Annotated in this window: 16 protein-coding genes and 2 pseudogenes; 7 read left to right on the top strand and 11 right to left on the bottom strand. The window is 63.6% G+C overall.

Translation table 11 applies throughout. The annotated features are described in order from the left end of the window. Window positions 1-139 precede the first annotated feature (139 nt). From EJ077_RS12755 to EJ077_RS12745, 3 genes are all read right to left on the bottom strand, one after another. Entirely contained in the window at window positions 140-637 is a 498-nt protein-coding gene (locus EJ077_RS12755; protein ID WP_127280148.1) for a MaoC family dehydratase, read from the bottom strand. A 257-nt stretch (window positions 638-894) separates the two neighbouring features. After that, on the bottom strand, window positions 895-1,323 hold the full coding sequence (locus EJ077_RS12750) for a phasin family protein (protein ID WP_208702418.1): 429 nt from the start codon (window positions 1,321-1,323) through the stop codon (window positions 895-897). Between the two features lie 104 nt (window positions 1,324-1,427). Continuing rightward, window positions 1,428-2,723, bottom strand: a complete 1,296-nt coding sequence (locus EJ077_RS12745; protein WP_208702416.1) for a DUF445 domain-containing protein — start codon at window positions 2,721-2,723, stop codon at window positions 1,428-1,430. A gap of 271 nt (window positions 2,724-2,994) precedes the next feature. Between EJ077_RS12745 and rirA the strand changes: the two genes are divergently transcribed. Next, window positions 2,995-3,459 carry an iron-responsive transcriptional regulator RirA gene (gene rirA, locus EJ077_RS12740; protein WP_127278767.1) on the top strand — a complete coding sequence of 155 codons (465 nt, stop codon included), beginning with the start codon at window positions 2,995-2,997 and terminating at the stop codon, window positions 3,457-3,459. Between the two features lie 31 nt (window positions 3,460-3,490). Here rirA and EJ077_RS12735 read toward each other — a convergent pair whose 3' ends face one another. The 5 genes from EJ077_RS12735 to hemP are packed head-to-tail and all read right to left on the bottom strand — an operon-like array spanning window position 3,491 to window position 7,622. After that, window positions 3,491-4,279, bottom strand: coding sequence for a heme ABC transporter ATP-binding protein (locus EJ077_RS12735; protein ID WP_208702414.1), 789 nt, complete (start codon window positions 4,277-4,279; stop codon window positions 3,491-3,493). 26 nt (window positions 4,280-4,305) lie between these two features. Next, complete coding sequence (locus tag EJ077_RS12730; protein ID WP_208702412.1) at window positions 4,306-5,406, bottom strand: FecCD family ABC transporter permease; 1,101 nt, start codon at window positions 5,404-5,406, stop codon at window positions 4,306-4,308. Window positions 5,407-5,411: 5 nt separating this feature from the next. Then, entirely contained in the window at window positions 5,412-6,320 is a 909-nt protein-coding gene (locus EJ077_RS12725; RefSeq protein WP_208702410.1) for a heme/hemin ABC transporter substrate-binding protein, read from the bottom strand. A 10-nt stretch (window positions 6,321-6,330) separates the two neighbouring features. Then, on the bottom strand, window positions 6,331-7,392 hold the full coding sequence (locus tag EJ077_RS12720; protein WP_208702409.1) for a hemin-degrading factor: 1,062 nt from the start codon (window positions 7,390-7,392) through the stop codon (window positions 6,331-6,333). Between the two features lie 23 nt (window positions 7,393-7,415). Continuing rightward, window positions 7,416-7,622: a hemin uptake protein HemP gene (hemP, locus tag EJ077_RS12715; RefSeq protein WP_208702407.1), complete on the bottom strand. Its 207-nt coding sequence runs from the start codon at window positions 7,620-7,622 to the stop codon at window positions 7,416-7,418. Between the two features lie 198 nt (window positions 7,623-7,820). On the opposite strand from hemP, the gene EJ077_RS12710 reads away from it, so the two are divergent. From EJ077_RS12710 to EJ077_RS12695, 4 genes and pseudogenes are all read left to right on the top strand, one after another. After that, window positions 7,821-10,010 carry a TonB-dependent hemoglobin/transferrin/lactoferrin family receptor gene (locus tag EJ077_RS12710; RefSeq protein WP_208702405.1) on the top strand — a complete coding sequence of 730 codons (2,190 nt, stop codon included), beginning with the start codon at window positions 7,821-7,823 and terminating at the stop codon, window positions 10,008-10,010. Window positions 10,011-10,012: 2 nt separating this feature from the next. Further along, complete coding sequence (locus EJ077_RS12705) at window positions 10,013-10,450, top strand: hypothetical protein (protein ID WP_208702403.1); 438 nt, start codon at window positions 10,013-10,015, stop codon at window positions 10,448-10,450. A gap of 38 nt (window positions 10,451-10,488) precedes the next feature. After that, window positions 10,489-10,665: a hypothetical protein gene (locus tag EJ077_RS12700; protein WP_208702401.1), complete on the top strand. Its 177-nt coding sequence runs from the start codon at window positions 10,489-10,491 to the stop codon at window positions 10,663-10,665. Between the two features lie 59 nt (window positions 10,666-10,724). Next, window positions 10,725-11,040 (top strand): annotated as a pseudogene (locus EJ077_RS12695) (antibiotic biosynthesis monooxygenase). A 12-nt stretch (window positions 11,041-11,052) separates the two neighbouring features. Here the strand turns inward: EJ077_RS12695 and putA are convergent. Continuing rightward, window positions 11,053-14,660 (bottom strand): annotated as a pseudogene (gene putA / locus EJ077_RS12690) (bifunctional proline dehydrogenase/L-glutamate gamma-semialdehyde dehydrogenase PutA). A 162-nt stretch (window positions 14,661-14,822) separates the two neighbouring features. Here putA and EJ077_RS12685 point away from each other — a divergent pair. Next, window positions 14,823-15,275: an Lrp/AsnC family transcriptional regulator gene (locus EJ077_RS12685; RefSeq protein WP_208702398.1), complete on the top strand. Its 453-nt coding sequence runs from the start codon at window positions 14,823-14,825 to the stop codon at window positions 15,273-15,275. Between the two features lie 46 nt (window positions 15,276-15,321). On the opposite strand, the gene EJ077_RS12680 is transcribed toward EJ077_RS12685, so the two are convergent. Further along, the gene (locus EJ077_RS12680; protein ID WP_208702396.1) at window positions 15,322-16,521 is read right to left on the bottom strand and encodes a cytochrome-c peroxidase; all 1,200 of its coding nucleotides are present in this window, start codon (window positions 16,519-16,521) and stop codon (window positions 15,322-15,324) included. Window positions 16,522-16,528: 7 nt separating this feature from the next. Then, window positions 16,529-16,978 carry a FixH family protein gene (locus EJ077_RS12675; RefSeq protein ID WP_208702394.1) on the bottom strand — a complete coding sequence of 150 codons (450 nt, stop codon included), beginning with the start codon at window positions 16,976-16,978 and terminating at the stop codon, window positions 16,529-16,531. A 151-nt stretch (window positions 16,979-17,129) separates the two neighbouring features. Here EJ077_RS12675 and EJ077_RS12670 point away from each other — a divergent pair, with 151 nt between their 5' ends. Beyond that, complete coding sequence (locus EJ077_RS12670; protein ID WP_208702392.1) at window positions 17,130-18,053, top strand: sugar kinase; 924 nt, start codon at window positions 17,130-17,132, stop codon at window positions 18,051-18,053.

The following is an 18,053-nucleotide window of genomic DNA, read 5'->3' as shown; positions in this document are numbered from 1 at the left end:
GTGTGTCGAGATTCAGGTCAGGCCGAGTCGAAAATGGTGGGTTCCGAGAACCCGAGTGGAGCGTACTGAAGTACGTGAGCACCGGAAGCGCAGGAAGCCAGCGTTTGCAGGCCGGCCTCACCTGAATATCGACATACCCTCAGGCCCCTGCCCGTTTGCGGCGCTCATAAAGCATGACGAGCGTTTCAGCCATCAGCGCCGGCTTTTCCTCGCCTTCGATCTCGACCGTGTTGGCTGCCTTCATCAGATACTGGCCTGGGCCACGGTCTTCCATGGAAAGCAGCGTCGTGCGCAGGCGGATGCGTGCGCCGACCCTGACCGGCGCCAGGAAACGCACCTTGTCGAAACCATAGTTGAAGGCGGCCTGCGTATTCTCGGGCACGATCCCCATTTCGAGGGCCAGCGCGCCGATGATCGACAACGTCAGATAGCCATGCGCAATCGTGGTGCGGAACGGGCTTTGCCGCCGCGCCCGTTCAGGATCGACGTGGATCCATTGATGGTCGCCGGTGCATTCGGCGAACTGGTTGATGCGGTTCTGGTCGACCGTGGTCCATTCCGAGACGCCGAGCTCCTGTCCGGACATCGTTCTCAGCTGTTCGTAGGTTGGCGGCGTTTTAGGCCGTACTTCCGTCATTCCTGCTTTCCCGATCGCTTCCAAAGCTTCCGGACCACGAACCGGCGGCCTCTGTCAATTCGTTCCGCGCAAATCCGTTCCGCCGGATTCGAGCTCACTCGTGCCATGCCTTGCCACACAATGGCAGGCCCGAATCGGACTTTTCGACCTTCCAGCTTGCCGGGAGCTTATGCCGTGGCGCTAATGCAACTGTGTGCAAGGTTACGGAATCGCGAACCGGCGTGCCGGATAGAAGGCGAAACGACAGCCGATGGGACTCACTTCCGCTCGTAGCCGGCGCGGACCTCCTCCATCGCCTCCTTGATGCGCGCGCGCAGGATGTCGATCGATTCGGTTCCTGATTTCCTGGCCAGTTCAGCCACTTCACCGGCGTTCTTGAGCGCGGCCTCGAAGGATTTTCTGGCAAACTCCGTCTGCTTGGCCATCAGCTCCTGCGGATTGCCCGGTGCGCGGTAGCTCTGCGCCATGTCGGCGACCTCCCGCAACGTGTCCTGCAGCATTTCGCGCTGCCTCGACAACAGCGAGGTCGCTCCGGCGGCGCTCGCTCGCGCCGATTTCTCCAGCGCCTCGAGGTTCTTGCGATGATGGGCAAGGATCGCCTCGACATCGACGTTGGGCACCTTCAGGTCACGGCCGAATCTGCCGAACATCTCCATGAAGGAATCGGATTCTGCTTGTCTGGCCATGACTGTCTTCTCCCCTTTGCCGCGGTTGCGGACGCCCTCGGGGAGAGAATAGCACTCGAACGCCGTGTGTCCATTTCGAACGCACGCCTGACGATCGATACGGATCAATTGACCGGGAGCAGCAACTCGATCGTATAGAGCACGATGCCAGCCAGCCCGCCGATGATCATGCCGTTGAAGCGGATATATTGCAGGTCCCTGCCGATGTTCATCTCGATCAGGCGTGTCAGTTGCGCCAGATCCCAGCGCTTGACCTGGTCGGCGATGAATTTCGAGACGCCGCTCTTCTGGCTTTCCACGAATGAGGCCAGCGCCACCACGAATCCTTGGTTCATATCGGCCCGGATCTGGGCATCGCCGGCAAGATGGCGGCCGACTTCGACGAACATGTTGGCGAGATGCTCCCGGACCAGCGAATTCGGCGCCTTGGCATCCTGATCGATGAACAGGCTGAGGCTCTCCCACATGTCGCCGGCCAGCGCCCTGACTTCGGGTCTGGCGAGGAAATCGCGCTTCATTTTTTCCGCTCGCTTGGCATATTGCTTGGACGTGCGCAGCCGGTCGACGAAACTTTGCGCGAAACGGTCGAATTCGGCGCGCATCGGGTGGTCAGGATCGGCACGCACTTCGTCCAGCAGGGAGCCCGCCGAGGCGACGATCTTCTTCAGGAGATAGGCATCGGCGCGAAACAGGTTGAACAGCGACGGCAGTTCCTCGCGGATCTTGTCGCGCATCGTCGCCAGCGCCTGCCCGTCGTTGAGGAAACGGCCAATGACCTTGATGAACTCGTCGAACAATTTCTGGTGGCGGCGATCGTCGGTGAGCGCCGACAAGAGTTCGGCGGCCAGCGGCGCCAGCGGCACCTTTTCGATTTGATCCAGCATGCGGCTGGTGACGAAACCGCGCAGGCCCGATTGTTCGACGGCCGCAAGCGTGCGCGGCACCAGCCGCACGACGAAGCGCGACAGGCCGGCGGCGCGTTCGGCATCGGCGAGCCAATCGGCGACGAGCGCCGAAAAATCGACCTCGGCGAGTTTTTCACGCACAGGCTCCGGCGCCAGGAAATTGACCTCGATGAAACGGCCAAGATTGTCGGCGATCCGGTCCTGGTTTTCCGGGATGATGGCGGTGTGCGGGATGGGCAGCCCGAGCGGCCGTTTGAACAGCGCCACCACCGCGTACCAGTCGGCAAGGCCGCCGATGGTCGCCGCCTCGGCGAAGGCGGCGACGAAGCCGAGCCACGGGTAGCTGGTCTGGAAGGACTTGGCTAAGACAAAGACCAGCACGCAGAGTGCCAGCGCCGCCGTGGCGACAAACTTTGTCCGCCGCAGCGCCGAAAGCTTGGCGCCCGCGTCGGTGTCGAAACGGACAGGCGCCAGCGACTGGGCCGATTGAGACATATGAGCCGCTCCTCGTCGATCCCAAGCTATTTAGTGCTTCGGCCGTCAAAATGCCCGCGACAGCCGATTTTCTCAGCGTTTCGCCTGGCCACGCACATAAAGTTGACGAGAATATTCAGCTATAATGCGAAGCCAGTCTGGAATTATTCCAAGGTATAGGCCATATTCGGCCGAGGCCAGCGTGGCGACTCCCAAAATCCGGGTGAAGCCGCGCCGCCAAAGTTTTAGACTCTGGCATGGTTGCACCGCGTCAGCGCTTTGTGAGGATGAAATGCGGCTTACCCGCCAAACCAACTATGCCATGCGCATCCTGATGTATTGTGCCGCCAACAATGAACGGTTGAGCCGCATCCCGGAGATCGCAACCGCCTATTCGGTGTCGGAACTGTTCCTGTTCAAGATCCTGCAGCCTTTGGTCGAGAACGGCTTGGTCGAGACTGTCCGCGGCCGGAACGGAGGGGTACGGTTGGGCCGCGCCGCCGAAGCGATAAGCCTGTTCGATGTTGTGCGCGTGACCGAGGAAAGCTTTGCCATGGCGGAGTGCTTCGAGAACGACGCGGCCGAATGCCCGCTGGTCGACAGCTGCGCATTGAACTCGGCGCTGCGTGAAGCGCTCAACGCCTTCTTCGCCGTGCTTGCCCGCTACACGATCGCCGATCTGGTGGCGGCGCGGCCGAACGTGCGCAACCTGCTCGGTATCGACATGCTGATGGAGCGCCGCGCCCCCGCAGCTTGATCCTGCGCAGGCCGGGCCGAAGACCGCAGATCTAGGCTGCGGATTGCGGCAGCACGAATGGCATGTTGCCGGCGGGCAGCACGCCGACCTTGAGCCGGCAGTCGAACACCTTCTCGATCAGATCGTCACTCAACACGTCGCGCGGCGATCCGGCCGCGGCCAGCCGGCCGCGATGCATCACGAAGATGCGGTCGGCGAACATCGCCGTCAGATTGAGGTCATGCAGGATCGCGACCACGCCACCGCCTCTTCTGGTGAAGTCGCGGGCGATGTTCATGATGATCAGCTGATGCTTGATGTCGAGGCTGGAAACCGGTTCGTCGAGGAAGAGATAGCGCGGCATGCCGTCAAGCACCGGCGCCCAGACCTGGCACAGCACGCGGGCAAGCTGGACACGCTGCTGCTCACCACCGGAAAGCTCCTGGTAGAAACGACCGGCAAAACCGTCGAGATCGACCCGCGCCAGCGCCCGCTCCGGCAGGCGTTCGTCCTCGCCTTGCAGCACGCCCGACCGGCCACCGACGAGGCCAAGCCTGACGATCTCGCGCACGGTGAAGGGAAAGGACAGGGTCGTTGCCTGAGGCAGCACCGCTCGCACTGTCGCGGCCTCGACCGGCTTCATCGTCGACAGCTCGCGACCGTTGATAAGGATCCGTCCGGTATGGACGAGATCCCCCGACATCGCCTTGAGAAAGGTCGTCTTGCCCGATCCGTTGGGGCCGACGATGGCCGAGATTTCACCCGGCCTGACTTCGAAATCGACGTTGGCGACAATGCGCTTCTTGCCGATCGCCACAGAAACATCGCGCGCTTCGATCATGAAACACTCCCACAGGGTCTCAAATCTCACAAATGAATCACGCCACGCTTGCGCAGCAGGATCCACAGGAAGAACGGCGCGCCAGCGACGGCGGTGACGATGCCGATCGGCAACTCAGCCGGCGCCACGATGGTACGGGCCACGGCGTCGGCGAGCAGCAACAGCGAGGCGCCGAGCAGCGCCGAGGCCGGCAGCAGGTAACGATTGTCCGGGCCAATCAGCAAGCGCAGCAGGTGCGGCACGACGATGCCGACGAAACCGATGCCGCCGCTGACGGCGACGGAAGCCCCGACCGCCGCCGAGACACCAGTGATGGCTGTGTATTTCAGCCGCTGCACCGGAATGCCGAGATGGCCGGCGGTGGCCTCGCCGAGCGCCAGCGCGTTGAGGCCCCGGGCAAGGAACGGCATCGCCGCGAGTGCCAAGACGATGATGGGCCCCACGGAAGCGATCTTGGCCCATGTCGCACCACCGAGCGATCCCAGTGACCAGAAGGTCAGATCGCGCAACTGGCGATCGTCGGCCAGGAAGATGAGGATTCCGGTCAGCGCCATGGCAAGTGCCGCCAGGGCGATGCCAGCGAGCAGCATGGTGGCGACAGAGGTTTGCCCGCGTCGCGTCGCGACCTGATAAAGCACCAATGTGGTGGCGAGGCCGCCGAAGAACGCCGCAAGCGGCAGCGTAAGCGTCCCGAGCAATGCGGTCACCGGTGCCAGCATGGTCCCGCCCAGCACGATGATGGCCACCGCGCCAAGGCTGGAGCCGGCTGAAACGCCGATCAGTCCGGGGTCGGCGAGCGGATTGCGGAACAGCCCTTGCAGGATGGCTCCGGAAACCGCGAGCGCCGCACCCACCAGCATGCCGAGGATGACGCGTGGCAGCCGGATACCGTAGACGATCAGGCTGTCACGGGCGTTGAGTGCCGCATCGTCGGGGACGGTGCCAAAGAGCCAGTCCCTGATGACGGTCACGGCGGATGCGTCCGACGCCCCCGATGTAAGCGAAAGCAAGACGGCGATGGCCAGGCCCAGGCACAGCGTAAGGATTACGACACGGGCGCGGCCGGAACGATCCCCTTCGGATGCACCCATCGCCCTTACCGGACCGGCGATCGACTGGTCGGCCATGATGCTCAGTCCGTGACCTGTGCGCCATAGAGCGACACGGCGAGATCGTGGATCGCGTCGGCCGTGCGCGGTCCGAAGCCGAGTAGATAGGCGCCGTGGAGGCGGATCAGCTTGCGCGCCGTTCCGGCCGGCGTCGAGGCGATGGATGGATTGCCGAACAATTCGTCGTCCGAGACCGGCGGTCCGGCATTGCTCATCATCAAGATCACGTCCGGCCTGGCGGTGATGATCGCTTCGTCGGACATTTGCTTGTAGCCGGAAAAGCCTTCCACCGCATTGAACCCGCCCGCCAGCCTGACCATGCCGTCGGCCGCGGTTTCGCTGCCGGCCGCCAGGATCTTGCCTCCCTGTATAGAGAGAACGAACAGGACGCGCTTGCGCTCCTTGATCGAGGCTGTCTGCTTTTCGGCGGCCATGAGTTTGGCATCGAGCGCCTTGGCCAACACCTCGGCCTTGGCCTCGGCCCCAAGCGCCTTGCCGACAATGCGGACCTTCTGGAGGATGCCTTCGCGGCTGTACAACTCAGGCACTTCGATGAAGGGAATGCTCGTCTTCTTCAGCACCTCGACGGCTTCCTTGGGACCGCTGCCGTGCAATGCCAGTATGCCGGTCGGATTGACCGACAAGACGCCTTCCGGCGACAGCTGGCGCATGTAACCGACATCAGGCAGGTCGAGCGCCGCTTTTGGATAATTGCTGGTGGAATCGCGAGCCACCAGACGCTTTTCCTCGCCAAGCGCATAGACGATCTCGGTGATGGACCCGCCGATGGCGGCGATCTTGGAAGGATCGGCGAAGACCGAAACGCCTTCGGTGGCACCGACTGGCTGCATCGCGGCGAAAGCCAGGGAAAGGCCGATCGCGGAACCGATCATCGATCCGCGCAGAGCGGACAGTCTCGACACAAAACCCATTACACCGTCCTCAGGCTGCCGTCGGGCTTGGAATGCGCGGCAGGTGCTCGGCCAGGAAGCGCCAGTCGTCGCGTTCGCTTTCGCCTTCGTGGCGCTTGCCGAAGAACTGGATGATCATGTCGCCATTGGCGGCGTAGACCTCGAGCGAGGTGACGTGGCCGTCCCTGGTCGGCTTGCGTACCGCCCAGACCTCATGGATGTGGTCGGTTCGCAGATGCAGATGAAAGGTCTCGTCCAGCACGTTGATCCACGGTCCCATTGGTTTGATCGACTTGACCGGGCCGGAATGGATCTGGATGCAGCCGCGGTTGCCCACGAAGCACATGATCGGCATCTCGCTTTCGGCGGCGTGATGGAACATGGCGCGCACCGCGTCATTGTCGAGCACCCAGGCGTAATCCTGGCCGACCATGCGCACCGCCTGGCGGCGGCTGAGCTTCAACGTCTTCAGCATGCCGAAGAACTGGTGCACGTCCGTCAGCCGGCTCCAGCGGTCGCGCAGATCGTCAAGGCTCGCGGTCGATGTCCCGGCCTCGTTTTCCTCGTCGAGAACGGGGCCTGAAATCTCGATCGTCGGCTCCTGGTTCGGTGATTCCAGTGAGGCGACCAGCTTCTGGTAGGCATAGAGGCTGGAGGCGGGGCGCAGATGCACCTTGTGCACCGCCTCGCCGGCAGCATCGAAGAATTGCAGGCTGCGGCGGATGTCGTCGCCGTCCCGCTTTTCCACGGCGAAGCCATGCGCCCAGACTTTCGGGAAGATGCGCAGGTCTATGTTCTCGCCAAGCACCATCGCATTGTGATTGCCGGTGACGACCTTGTCGTAAACGCCGATCTTTTCGTGCACGGCGCTTTCGTTGCGGGTCAGCGCCATCACCTCTCCAACGGCCTCAAGACCGGTCAGAAGGTCATTGACGCGTGGCTCGATGCGAATGACGCCGTCGCCGCAATGCGCGGCCACCAGCTCGGCCTCCGAAATGCCGAGCTGGCCGGCCAGATCACGCTCGCGCGCCTTCGGATTCTCGGTCCGTGCCCGCCGGATTTCATGCGGAGCGGGTTTTACGCGCTGGTCCATGTCTTTACCCCTGATGCCTTGCCTTACTTGTTGAGAATGAGCTTGCCCTGGCGGGTGATCTTCAGCCGGTAGAGCGCCCCATGATGTTCGATGCCGATCTCGTGCTCGCCCTGGAACAGCGTGTTGCTGGACAGCGTTCGCACCGCCAGCGGAATCCGATCGAAACGGGCGGAGACATCGTCGGAACGGCGGACGCGATAGCGAAAATCGTTGGCATTGTGCGTGTTCATCTGGGTCGATCCCTTTCCTGTGCCGGGCATCCGGCTAGGCGTTGCGAAATTGCCGATTTTTCTTGACTCGAATAATCATGTTTACTAGTCAGTGCAATACCGGACTAAATGAGTCAACATTTAAGATGCCGGATACGATCAAAAATGCCAGCAAGCCCCAGGCCAGCCAGCATGGAACCTGGGATTTGGAGTTGGGGCATGGGGTCGATGAATTGGGAACGGCGTGGCCGGGCGACGGCGAACGGCGCGGCGGCTTTACTCGCAGGCGTGGCGGCGATCGCCTTGTCCGCGCTATCGGTGCACGCCCAGCAGGCAACGCGGCCGGCGGGCGAGCAACCGGATCAATCTAAGAGGACTGACCAGGAAAAAGCAGCTCCCGCGGGCGCGACGCTGCTCGACAAGATCCTGGTGCTCAGCCGCACCGGCGAAACGGCGATCGAATCGCTGGCCTCGGCCAGCCATGTCGACCAGGAACAGCTCGACCGCCGCATGGCGACGACGCCAAACGAGATGCTTTTTGGTGTGCCCGGCGTCGCCGCACAGGCAGACGCCAGGCGCGTCAGCACCAGCATCAACATCCGAGGCCTGCAGGATTTCGGCCGCGTCGCCGTCATCGTCGATGGCGCGCGCCAGAATTTCCAGCGCTCCGACCACGGCACGCAGTCGACCTTCTACATCGATCCCGAGCTCGTCAAATCCGTCGACGTGATCCGCGGCCCGGTCGCCAACACCTATGGTTCGGGCGCCATTGGCGGCGTCGTCTTCTTCGACACCAAGGATGCCCGGGATTTCCTCAAGCCTGACGAGACCTGGGCCGGTTCCGTCACCGGACGCTACGAGAGCAAAGGCAAGGGCTGGACATCAAGCGCATCCGGCGCTTATCGCATCAACGAGAACTGGGATGTGCTGGGCAACATCGTCTACCGCGACCACGACAACTACAAGGACGGCGACGGCGACACCGTCAATGGCACTGGTTTCGACGTGCTGAGCGGCCTGCTCAAGACCACCATCCGGCCGACCGAAAACAGTCAGCTGAAGCTTGGCTGGGTCGGATCGAGCGACGGCTGGGACGAGACCAGCGGCGGCGTGCCTGTGAATGACGTCGACCTGAAGTCGAACACGTTCACGGCCCGCTACAACATCACGGACGAAGACAAGAGCTGGCTCGATCTCCACATCAACACCTCCTACAACAAGACCAATCTCGACCTGACCAGTCTTGTCCCGCAGAACCGCTTCGATCCGGTCAGCGGTCTTCCCGTGGTGCTGCCGGCAGGGTCACAGTCGACATTCGATGTCGGCACGACCGGCATCGATATCTGGAACACGTCGCGGTTCGAAACGAGCGGCATCGCGCATGAACTGACCTATGTCGGCGACTGGGTCGGCGACAACGTCAAGACGGGCGGCGCGGCCGGCGGCGACAGTTTCTACACCCCTTCGGGCAAGCGGAATGTGTCGGGCGCCTACGTCCAGGACAAGCTCGCCTGGGACTGGCTCGAAGTCATCGCCGGCCTACGCTACGACAGCTACAGCCTAAAGGACGACACGCACGATATTTCCGGCGACAGGCTATCGCCGCGCGTCACGGTCGGTGTCTCGCCTTTCGAGAGCGCCGGCCTTGCCGGCCTGCAATTCTACGGCACCTATGCGGAAGGCTATCGCTCGCCCTCGATCACGGAGACTCTGATCAGCGGCAACCATCCGGCAGGCGTCAGCTTCCCGTTCCTGCCAAATCCAAATCTGCGGCCTGAAACCGGCAAGACGACCGAATTCGGCGTCAACTACAAGCAGAACGACATCTTCGAGGCTGGCGACGCCTTGCGCCTGAAGGCAGCCTATTTCAACAACGATGTCGACGACTACATCGACGGCGTGACGCTGTCGCCGTTCGCCCCAGGCAGCGAATGCCCCTTCGGCCCCGGCATCCCGATCTGCTTCCAGTATCAGAATTTCGCCAAGGCCAGGATCAACGGTTTCGAGCTGGAAGGTGTCTACGACGCGGCGTGGGGCTATGCCGGCCTCTCGGCTTCGATCACAAATGGCCACACAGTTTCCTACAAGGGCGTGGAGGCCGACCTCGCCACCATTCCCTCCTCTCAGGTCACCGCTCAGCTCGGTTTGCGTTTCCTCGAGGACAAGCTGACCGTCGGCGGCGAAGTGCAGTTCAACGGCAAGCCCAAGGGCAATGCGGTGGCCACCGACTATACGCTGGTCAACGCCTTTGCCAGCTATCAGGCGACCGACAATCTGAAGGTCGATTTCCGCGCCGACAACCTGTTCGACGTCAAATACGCCAACCCGCTGAATGGCGGTACGACCGCCGCTGCCTATGAGCCCGGCATCACGCTGAAACTGGCGGCAACCATACGATTTGGAGGCTGACCATGACGTGCTTGACGACATCCCTTCGTCTGCTGACCTCGACGCTGGCGATGTCGCTTGCGATGGTTCCGGCGTGGGCTGAGCAGTCCGCGCCGGTCTTGACCCTCGAACTCAATGCCGCGCAGCCTTCCGACAAGGGCTGCCGCCTGACCTTCTTGGTCAGCAACAATCTCGGCGCCGATCTTACCAAGGCGGCGTTCGAGATCGCCCTGTTCAACGAGGCCGGTATCGTCGACCGGCTGACCGTGCTCGACTTCAAGGACCTGCCGGCCGGCAAGACCAAGGTGACGCGCTTTGACCTGGCCGGCACTGACTGCACCAAGGTCAGCCGCGTGCTGATCAACAGCGCCACGGAATGCGCCGGCACGGGCGTCGAGCCGGCCGCCTGCATGCGCAAGCTGAAGACGGACACCAAGACCGGCATCACTTTCGGCGTCTGAGGGCGGCGGTGGGGCTGGAACCCGACTTGGCGCGACATATGGTGGCCCGGCCGCTGGCCGGCCTTCCGCTGTTTGAGCCAGTCCATCTTGATTTGACAATGACGCCTGGGCCGCTGCATTTTCCGCCGCGCGACATGCAGGAAATCTGTCCCCTCCCCAACGCCGGCGACGAGTTGGCCATCGTGCCGGCCGAGGTCGGAATCGGCCCGTTCTAAAATGTGAGCAGCACAAACGTTGCGGCGCCAATCATCAACAACCGCACGAAAGGGACCCCATGTACATCGCCATGAACCGCTTCAAGGTGCAGACCGGCTCCGAGGCCGATTTCGAAGCCGTGTGGAAGAACCGCGATTCCAGCCCTTGCCGAGATGAAAGGCTTTCGGGAATTCCATCTGCTGCGCGGCCCGGCCAACGAGACCGAAGGCTACACGCTGTTTGCCTCGCATACGGTCTGGGCCAGCCACGCCGACTTCGTCGCCTGGACCAAGTCGGAGAATTTTCGCGCCGCCCACCGCAATGTCGGCACGACAAAGGTCCATTATCTCGGCCACCCGCAATTCGAGGGTTTTTACGTCGTCGAGGGCGCCTAAGTACCGACTAGTCTATGCGGCGGCCAACAGGCTGGCATTGCCGCCCGCCGCCGTGGTGTCGACGCAGACGGCCCGCTCATGCGCATAAGCCGCCGGATTGAGCACCTCGCTGACCAGCGGCACGATCGGCCCGTTGCGCTCGGCGATGACCTTGCGCACGATGCGCGCCGCCTCCGGCGTGCCTGAAAAAGCAACGACATCGACGCGCAGCGAGCGCGCCTCGACCGGATCGGGGCGGCCATCGATGGCCGCCAGCGGCAGGCCTTTCCCGGTCAATGCGGAGAGGGCAGCCGGGGCACCTGGCGCCACGGCCAGCACCGCGTTGCCGGCGGCGAGCGCTTGGACGGTCTGCGCCAGCAGCGTGTCGGCGTCCGGCCCCAGGCACAGCACCCGTCCGCGCGGCGACAGTGACAGCGTGTTGGCCTCGCCGGTCGGGCCGGGTAAATCGACCTGACCGAAATCGATTGCAGCGGCGGCGCCGATCGCCGCCGCTCCCTTGCCGCGCAGATGCTTCCTCAGGATGGCGATCCGGTCCGGCCGCGTCGACCAGCCGCCCAGCGCCGGATCGGGCAGATTGTCGGCCAGTTCGGTGGCCGTCACCTTGTGCCCGTCGGCCAAGTGCGTGCCAGCCTCCGGCCCCTTGCGGAAGCGCCTGAGATAATGCGGGCCGCCGGCCTTCGGCCCGGTGCCGGAGAGGCCCTCGCCGCCGAACGGCTGCGAACCGACGACGGCGCCGATCTGGTTGCGGTTGACGTAGATGTTGCCGGCATGGATGCCGTCGACGAAATGCTGGACGCGGCCCTCGATGCGAGTGTGCAGGCCGAAGGTCAGGCCATAGCCCTTGCGGTTGATGGCGGCGATGACTGCGTCGATCTGGTCAGCGTCGAAACTGGCGACATGCAGCACAGGCCCGAACACCTCGCGCTCCATGTCCTCGATGCCCTTGACCCGCAAGACATGCGGCGCGACGAAGCGTCCATCCTTGGGGCCTCGAGCTTGGCGATCAGCCGGCCCTCAAGACCCTTCTTGGTGCAATAGTCGCGGATCGAAGCCTGCGCCTCATCATCGATGACCGGGCCGACATCGGTCGAAATCAGCCAGGGATCGCCGATATTGAGCGCCTCCATGGCGCCCTTCAGCATCTCCAGCATCTTCTTCTCGACGTCCTTCTGCACATAGAGCACGCGCAGCGCCGAGCAGCGCTGGCCCGCACTCTGGAAGGCCGACGCCAGGATATCGCGCACCGCCTGTTCGGGCAGCGCCGTGGAATCGACGATCATGGCGTTGAGACCGCCGGTCTCGGCGATCAGCATCGCGTCCGGCGCGGCGGTCTCGGCCAGCTGTTTTTCGATCAGCTTGGCGACCTCGGTTGAGCCGGTGAAGCAGACGCCGGCAATGCGCGGATCCGCTGTCAGCGGGCCGCCCACCGATGGGCCGTCGCCGGGCAGGAGTTGGATGACGTCTTCCGGCACGCCAGCCTCGCGCAGCATCTCGACGGCGCGGAATGCGATCAGCGGCGTCTGCTCGGCCGGCTTGGAGATCACCGAATTGCCGGTGACGAGTGCTGCCGCGATCTGGCCGGTGAAGATGGCGAGCGGGAAATTCCAAGGCGAGATGCAGACAATGGCGCCGCGCGCTTGCGTGCCCGCCTCGGCGTTCGCCGCCTCGGTGGCGTAGTAGCGCAAGAAGTCGACGGCCTCGCGCACTTCGGCGACGCCGTCGGCCAGCGACTTGCCGGCCTCGCGGGTGGCGAGCGCGAAGAACTCGACCGCATTGGTCTCGTAGAGGTCGGCGGCCCGGTTGAGGATCGCGGCACGCTCGGCGACCGGCCGTTTTGCCCAGGCCGGCTGCGCCTCGACAGCGATGCGCACCGCGGTCGCGACCTGCTTGGCGGCGGCCTCGTGAACCGTGCCGACGATCTCGGAAGGCTTTGCCGGATTGACGATCGAGCGCTGCTTGCCGTAGCCGGCGGCGCGCGTGATCGGCTTGGCGTGCCAGCGATCCGGCCCGGCAAAAGCCGCTTTGGCCTTGTCGATATCAGCCAGCGTCACCGTATCCGTAATGTCGAATCCTTTCGAGTTGCGGCGCCCGATCCCAAAGATCTGGGATGGCTTGGCGATCGCCGGATTGGCGGCCGGCCCCTGGCTTTCGACTGTTTCCAGCGGATCACGCGCGATGTCCTCCGGCTCGACGTCCTCGTCGGTCAATTGATGCACGAAGGAGGAATTGGCGCCGTTCTCCAGCAGGCGACGGACCAGATAGGCAAGCAGGTCCGAATGCGCGCCGACGGGAGCGTAAATGCGGCAACGCGTGCCCTCCGAACGGCGCACGGTTTCGTGCAAGGCCTCGCCCATGCCATGCAGGCGCTGGAATTCGAAGGTGTCGCGGTTATCAGCCATCGACAGGATGGCGGCGACGGTGTGGGCATTGTGGGTGGCGAATTGCGGATAGATTCGGTCGGTCATGCCAAGCAGTTTTCTCGCGCACGCGATGTAGGAAACGTCGGTGTTGGCCTTGCGCGTGAACACGGGATAACCTGACAGTCCGAGCGTCTGCGCCCGCTTGATCTCGGTGTCCCAATAGGCGCCCTTGACCAGCCGAACCATGATGTTGCGATTGTACTTTTTCGCCAGCGCATAGAGCCAGTCGATGGTAAAGGCCGCCCGCGGCCCATAGGCCTGGACGACGACACCGAAGCCGTTCCAGCCGGCGAGTTCCGGCTCGGCCAGCACCCGTTCGATCACGTCGAGCGACAGGTCGAGCCGGTCGGCCTCCTCGGCGTCGATGTTGAGACCCATGCGCGAATGCCTGGCCGCGAGTGCCAGCGACAACAGCCGCTCGGCCATCACAGGCAGCATTTCCTCCTTCTGCGCCACCTCGTAGCGCGGATGCAACGCCGAGAGCTTGACCGAGATTCCATGGTTGAAGCGGATATCGGGACCGTTGGAGCCGGCATCGAGCGAGGAAATGGCGTCGGCATAGGCCCTGTGATAGCGCAGCGCGTCCGCCTCGGTGCGGGCGGCCTCGCCCAGCATGTCGAAGGAATAGAGATAACCCTTCTGCGTCATCGGCCGGCCGCGCTTGACGGCCTCGGCGATGGTGCGGCCAAGCACGAACTGTTCGCCCATCTCGCGCATGGCCGCGGCCACCGCCTTGCGGATGACCGGCTCGCCCAGCCGCCGCACCATCGAGCGTAGCGTGCCTTCGATGCCGCCCTCGCCTTCGTCGAGCACGCGTCCGGTCAGCATCAGCGCCCAGGTCGAAGCGTTGACGAAGATCGAGCTCGAACCACCCGAATGCGCCGACCAGTCATGCGGCGCGATCTTGTCGGCGATGAGGTCGTCCATCGTCTCGGTGTCGGGCACGCGCAACAGCGCCTCGGCCAGGCACATCAGCGCCACGCCTTCCTTGGTGGAGAGACCGTAGGCGGAGAGGAAGACTTCCATCAGCCGGGGATCGGTGGAGCCCCGCACCGCCCGCACCAGATCGGCCGCGCGGGCCGAGATTGCCTTGCGGTCTCCAGCAGAAAGCCCGGTCGCCTCGGCCAATCGTCTTACGGCCTCGTCTTCGTCGGGCAAATAGTTGGCGCGGATCTGCTGGCGGATGGCGTCGAGCGGCATGGCGGTCCTATGAGCAAGCACAAGGGAGCGGACCGGCGGCCACCGGACCGAATGGTGCAAGCTAGCACAAGTACCGGATCTCAGGCGGTCTGAAAAAATCGACAAGGCAGCGCAATTGACCTATCATGCCGCCGAAAATTGCTCATTTAGGCTGCAATTTCGATGGCAGAAGACCAATTGGACCGCATCGACCGGAACATCTTGTCGGCGCTGGCCGGCAACGGCCGGCTTTCCATGTCGGAATTGGCGGCCAAGGTCGGCCTGTCGAAGACACCGGTGCAGGCGCGGGTGAAGCGGCTGGAGAAGGATGGCTACATCAGGGGCTACCAGGCGATCATCGATCGTGAGCGCATGGGTGAAGGCCATGTCGCCTTCGTCCAGGTGAAATTGTCGGACACCCGATCCGCGGCGCTCGATGCCTTCAACCGGTCCGTACAGGCCGTGCCGGAGATCGAGCAGTGCCACATGATGGCGTCGAGCTTCGATTATCTCCTGAAGGTCCGCACCCGCGACATCGCCGCTTATCGGCGCGTGCTCGGCGAGCGCATCTCGGCCTTGCCCCACGTCGCCCAGACTTCGACCTTCGTGGCGATGGAGACGGTGAAGGATCGATGACCATGATCCCGAAAAGTGGAAGGCGGTTTCGGTCAAACAGAAAGGGCTATTCCGACAGCGTCTTCAGGAACGCCACCAGTGCGGCGCGCTCGCGGTCCGACAACTCCAGCGGGTGGACTTCGGATACCCCTTCGACGCTTGGTGCAGCCTTGGCATAGTGAGCCACCACCTCGTCGAGCGATGAAAACTGCCCGGCATGCATGTAGGGCGGCCGTGTCGCCGCACCGCGTAGCGACGGCGTCTTGTAGGCGCGCACCAGTTCCGGCGCATCCTTGACCATGAAGCGCAGCTCGCCGCAGGCACTGGCCTCGCCATCGCGATAAGCGCCGAAGCAGTTAAAGGGGTCGGCTTCGACCTGCGCTACCGCGTCGACGCGCCCGCGATCCGCCGGCAAGCCGGCGACAGGCGGCACACCCGTATTGTGAAAACCGTTGTCGGTGAAACGCGGGCCATTGTGGCAGGTCACGCAATTGGCCTTGCCGATGAACAGTTTCAGCCCAAGGATTTCTTCCCGCGAAAAGGCCGCATCGCCTTTCGGCTCGGCGCCTGTAGCGAGGTCCAGCGCAAAGCGGTCGAATCGCGTCGGCGCCGGCTCGATCGAGCGCTCGAAAGCGGCAATCGCCTTGCCAATATTGGCATAGACGCTGTTGATGGCGTCACGCTGCGCGCCGCTCATCGCGTTCCAGGCAGCTTTTTCGGTATCGCTTCCGAGCGGGCTGGCATTGAGCGGAATGCCGGAAAAGTCCGGCAATGGCCCGAAGATGCGCTCATAGCGTTCGCCGAAGCGCGCCTTCATGTAATGCGCGTAGGCGGTCCGGTTTCCCGCCTGTTCCAACGGGTTTTCGAGCGGTGTCAGCGCCTGCGCCCACATGCTGTCGCGACGTCCGTCCCAGAAGAACCAGGGGTCGCGCGCCACACCCGCCAGCGGCATGGTGCGCCGGTTGGTCCGGCCGACACCCACCGCCTGCGGCAGGTCGTCCTGGAATTGGCGGTCGATCTTGTGGCAGGTCGAGCAGGACACCGTGCCGTCGCGGCTCATCCCGACATCGAAGAACAGCGTCGAGCCGAGCGCCGCGGCGGCCGGCACATCGGCGAAGCGGTTGGTGGTGTCAGGCTTCAGCGCCGGCAGCGTATTCAGCGCGAGCGATGCAATCGTCTTCTTCTCGGCATCGGAAAAATCCGGCTTACCGCAACCGCCAAGGAGCACGGCCACCGTCAGTACCAAAAAGCAGAAAAGGCGCCTCATCGACCGCTCACAGCACCACGTTGAACAGCACAGTGTCGGAGCCCGCGCCGGACGATATGGCGAAACGCAGCTGCCACCAGCCGCTCATGGTGAATTTGAGCCCCTCGATGCGGTAGCGGCCCTCGCCGAGATAGTCGGTCGCCTGCGGACTGGTCGGCAGACCGTGATTGTGCTGCGGCATGCCGCCGGAGACGGCGATCGCGGCGCGCTCCACCGAAGCCCCTGTCTTTGTCTTCAGCGTCAGCACCCAGGATTCCAGTTCGCCCTGCCGCACCACGCCGCGTTCCGGCACGAAACTCGCTACATACAATCCGTTGTCGGTTTTCTTCGTCCGCGCGACATCCGGGCCGACAGGCTGTGCCGAATGCGGCACGGTCAGATAGACGACCGCGAGAACGCCGACCAGCAAAGCAGCCAGACCAAGACCTGCCAGGAGATAACGCCATAACGATGCCAAACCGGTTCCTCTTCTGCGGATAACGTTCTGCCGGACGGATCGCATCCCGCCAGCCTGTGGGAAAACGCTGTGGCGGAAAAAAGCCTGCTTGCCAAGCATGGCGCTGCGTCCGGCAAAAAGCTACAGCACGCAAATCACTGGAGGATCGCAGATGGTGGGAAACGGCGTCGCCTCGATTGGCGAATGCATGCTGGAACTGTCGGGCCAGACCGGCCCGAACTGGCGCATGGGCTTTGCCGGCGACACGTTCAACACGCTGTGGGCGCTGCATGCGCTGAGCGCTGACCGGCCTGCAACCTATGTCTCGGCCTTCGGCGACGACCCCTTCTCCCAAGGCCAGATCGCTTTCTTCGCTGAAAACGGCATCGGCATCGGCTCCAGTCCGGTCATACCGGGTGCGCGCCCCGGCCTCTATGCGATCACGCTGACCGGTGCCGAGCGCTCCTTCACCTACTGGCGTGGCGACGCCGCCCCGCGGCAGCTTGCGTCGGACCCGGCGGCACTGTCGAAAAATTTGGAAAATCAGTCACTTGTGTACTTTTCCGGAATCACTTTGGCAATTCTCGACGATGCCTCGCGCAAGATGCTGCTGGCGGCCGTGGCCAAGGCGCGCGCGGCGGGCTCGACGATCGCCTTCGATCCCAACTACCGGCCACGACTGTGGCGCGGCCGCGACGACGCGCAGGCAGCGATCATCGAAGCGCTTGCCGTCACCGACATCGCGCTGCCGACCTTCCCGGACGAGCAGATGCTGTTCGGCGATGACACCCCGCGGGCGACCGCCGAGCGGCTCAGGCAATGGGTTGGCGAAGTTGTCGTCAAGAACGGCGAGCAACCGGCACTGATTGCCGAAAACGGCTCATTGCAGGACGTGCCCGCGATCCATGTCGCAGTCCCCGCCGACACCACCGGGGCCGGCGATTCCTTCAATGGCGGCTATCTCGCCGCTCGTCTTGCCGGCTACAACCCGCAGGAGGCCGCACGCAGAGCCCATCGCGTTGCCGCCGCCGTCGTGCAGGTTCGCGGCGCGCTTGCGCCGTTCGAGACGCTGCGGGCGGCGTTCGGCAAGCCCTGA

Origin of the sequence: Mesorhizobium sp. M8A.F.Ca.ET.057.01.1.1, assembly GCF_003952565.1 — a bacterium.
GTDB lineage: Bacteria > Pseudomonadota > Alphaproteobacteria > Rhizobiales > Rhizobiaceae > Mesorhizobium.
Note: the sequence above shows the minus strand (reverse complement) of the source record. Positions and strands in the feature narration are given on the sequence as shown.

Coding starts and splice junctions, on each gene's coding strand:
- EJ077_RS12755 (WP_127280148.1), bottom strand. CDS start 637: ATGACGGAAGTACGGCCTAAAACGCCGCCAACCTACGAACAGCTGAGA.
- EJ077_RS12750 (WP_208702418.1), bottom strand. CDS start 1,323: ATGGCCAGACAAGCAGAATCCGATTCCTTCATGGAGATGTTCGGCAGA.
- EJ077_RS12745 (WP_208702416.1), bottom strand. CDS start 2,723: ATGTCTCAATCGGCCCAGTCGCTGGCGCCTGTCCGTTTCGACACCGAC.
- rirA (WP_127278767.1), top strand. CDS start 2,995: ATGCGGCTTACCCGCCAAACCAACTATGCCATGCGCATCCTGATGTAT.
- EJ077_RS12735 (WP_208702414.1), bottom strand. CDS start 4,279: ATGATCGAAGCGCGCGATGTTTCTGTGGCGATCGGCAAGAAGCGCATT.
- EJ077_RS12730 (WP_208702412.1), bottom strand. CDS start 5,406: ATGGCCGACCAGTCGATCGCCGGTCCGGTAAGGGCGATGGGTGCATCC.
- EJ077_RS12725 (WP_208702410.1), bottom strand. CDS start 6,320: ATGGGTTTTGTGTCGAGACTGTCCGCTCTGCGCGGATCGATGATCGGT.
- EJ077_RS12720 (WP_208702409.1), bottom strand. CDS start 7,392: ATGGACCAGCGCGTAAAACCCGCTCCGCATGAAATCCGGCGGGCACGG.
- hemP (WP_208702407.1), bottom strand. CDS start 7,622: ATGAACACGCACAATGCCAACGATTTTCGCTATCGCGTCCGCCGTTCC.
- EJ077_RS12710 (WP_208702405.1), top strand. CDS start 7,821: ATGGGGTCGATGAATTGGGAACGGCGTGGCCGGGCGACGGCGAACGGC.
- EJ077_RS12705 (WP_208702403.1), top strand. CDS start 10,013: ATGACGTGCTTGACGACATCCCTTCGTCTGCTGACCTCGACGCTGGCG.
- EJ077_RS12700 (WP_208702401.1), top strand. CDS start 10,489: ATGGTGGCCCGGCCGCTGGCCGGCCTTCCGCTGTTTGAGCCAGTCCAT.
- EJ077_RS12685 (WP_208702398.1), top strand. CDS start 14,823: ATGGCAGAAGACCAATTGGACCGCATCGACCGGAACATCTTGTCGGCG.
- EJ077_RS12680 (WP_208702396.1), bottom strand. CDS start 16,521: ATGAGGCGCCTTTTCTGCTTTTTGGTACTGACGGTGGCCGTGCTCCTT.
- EJ077_RS12670 (WP_208702392.1), top strand. CDS start 17,130: ATGGTGGGAAACGGCGTCGCCTCGATTGGCGAATGCATGCTGGAACTG.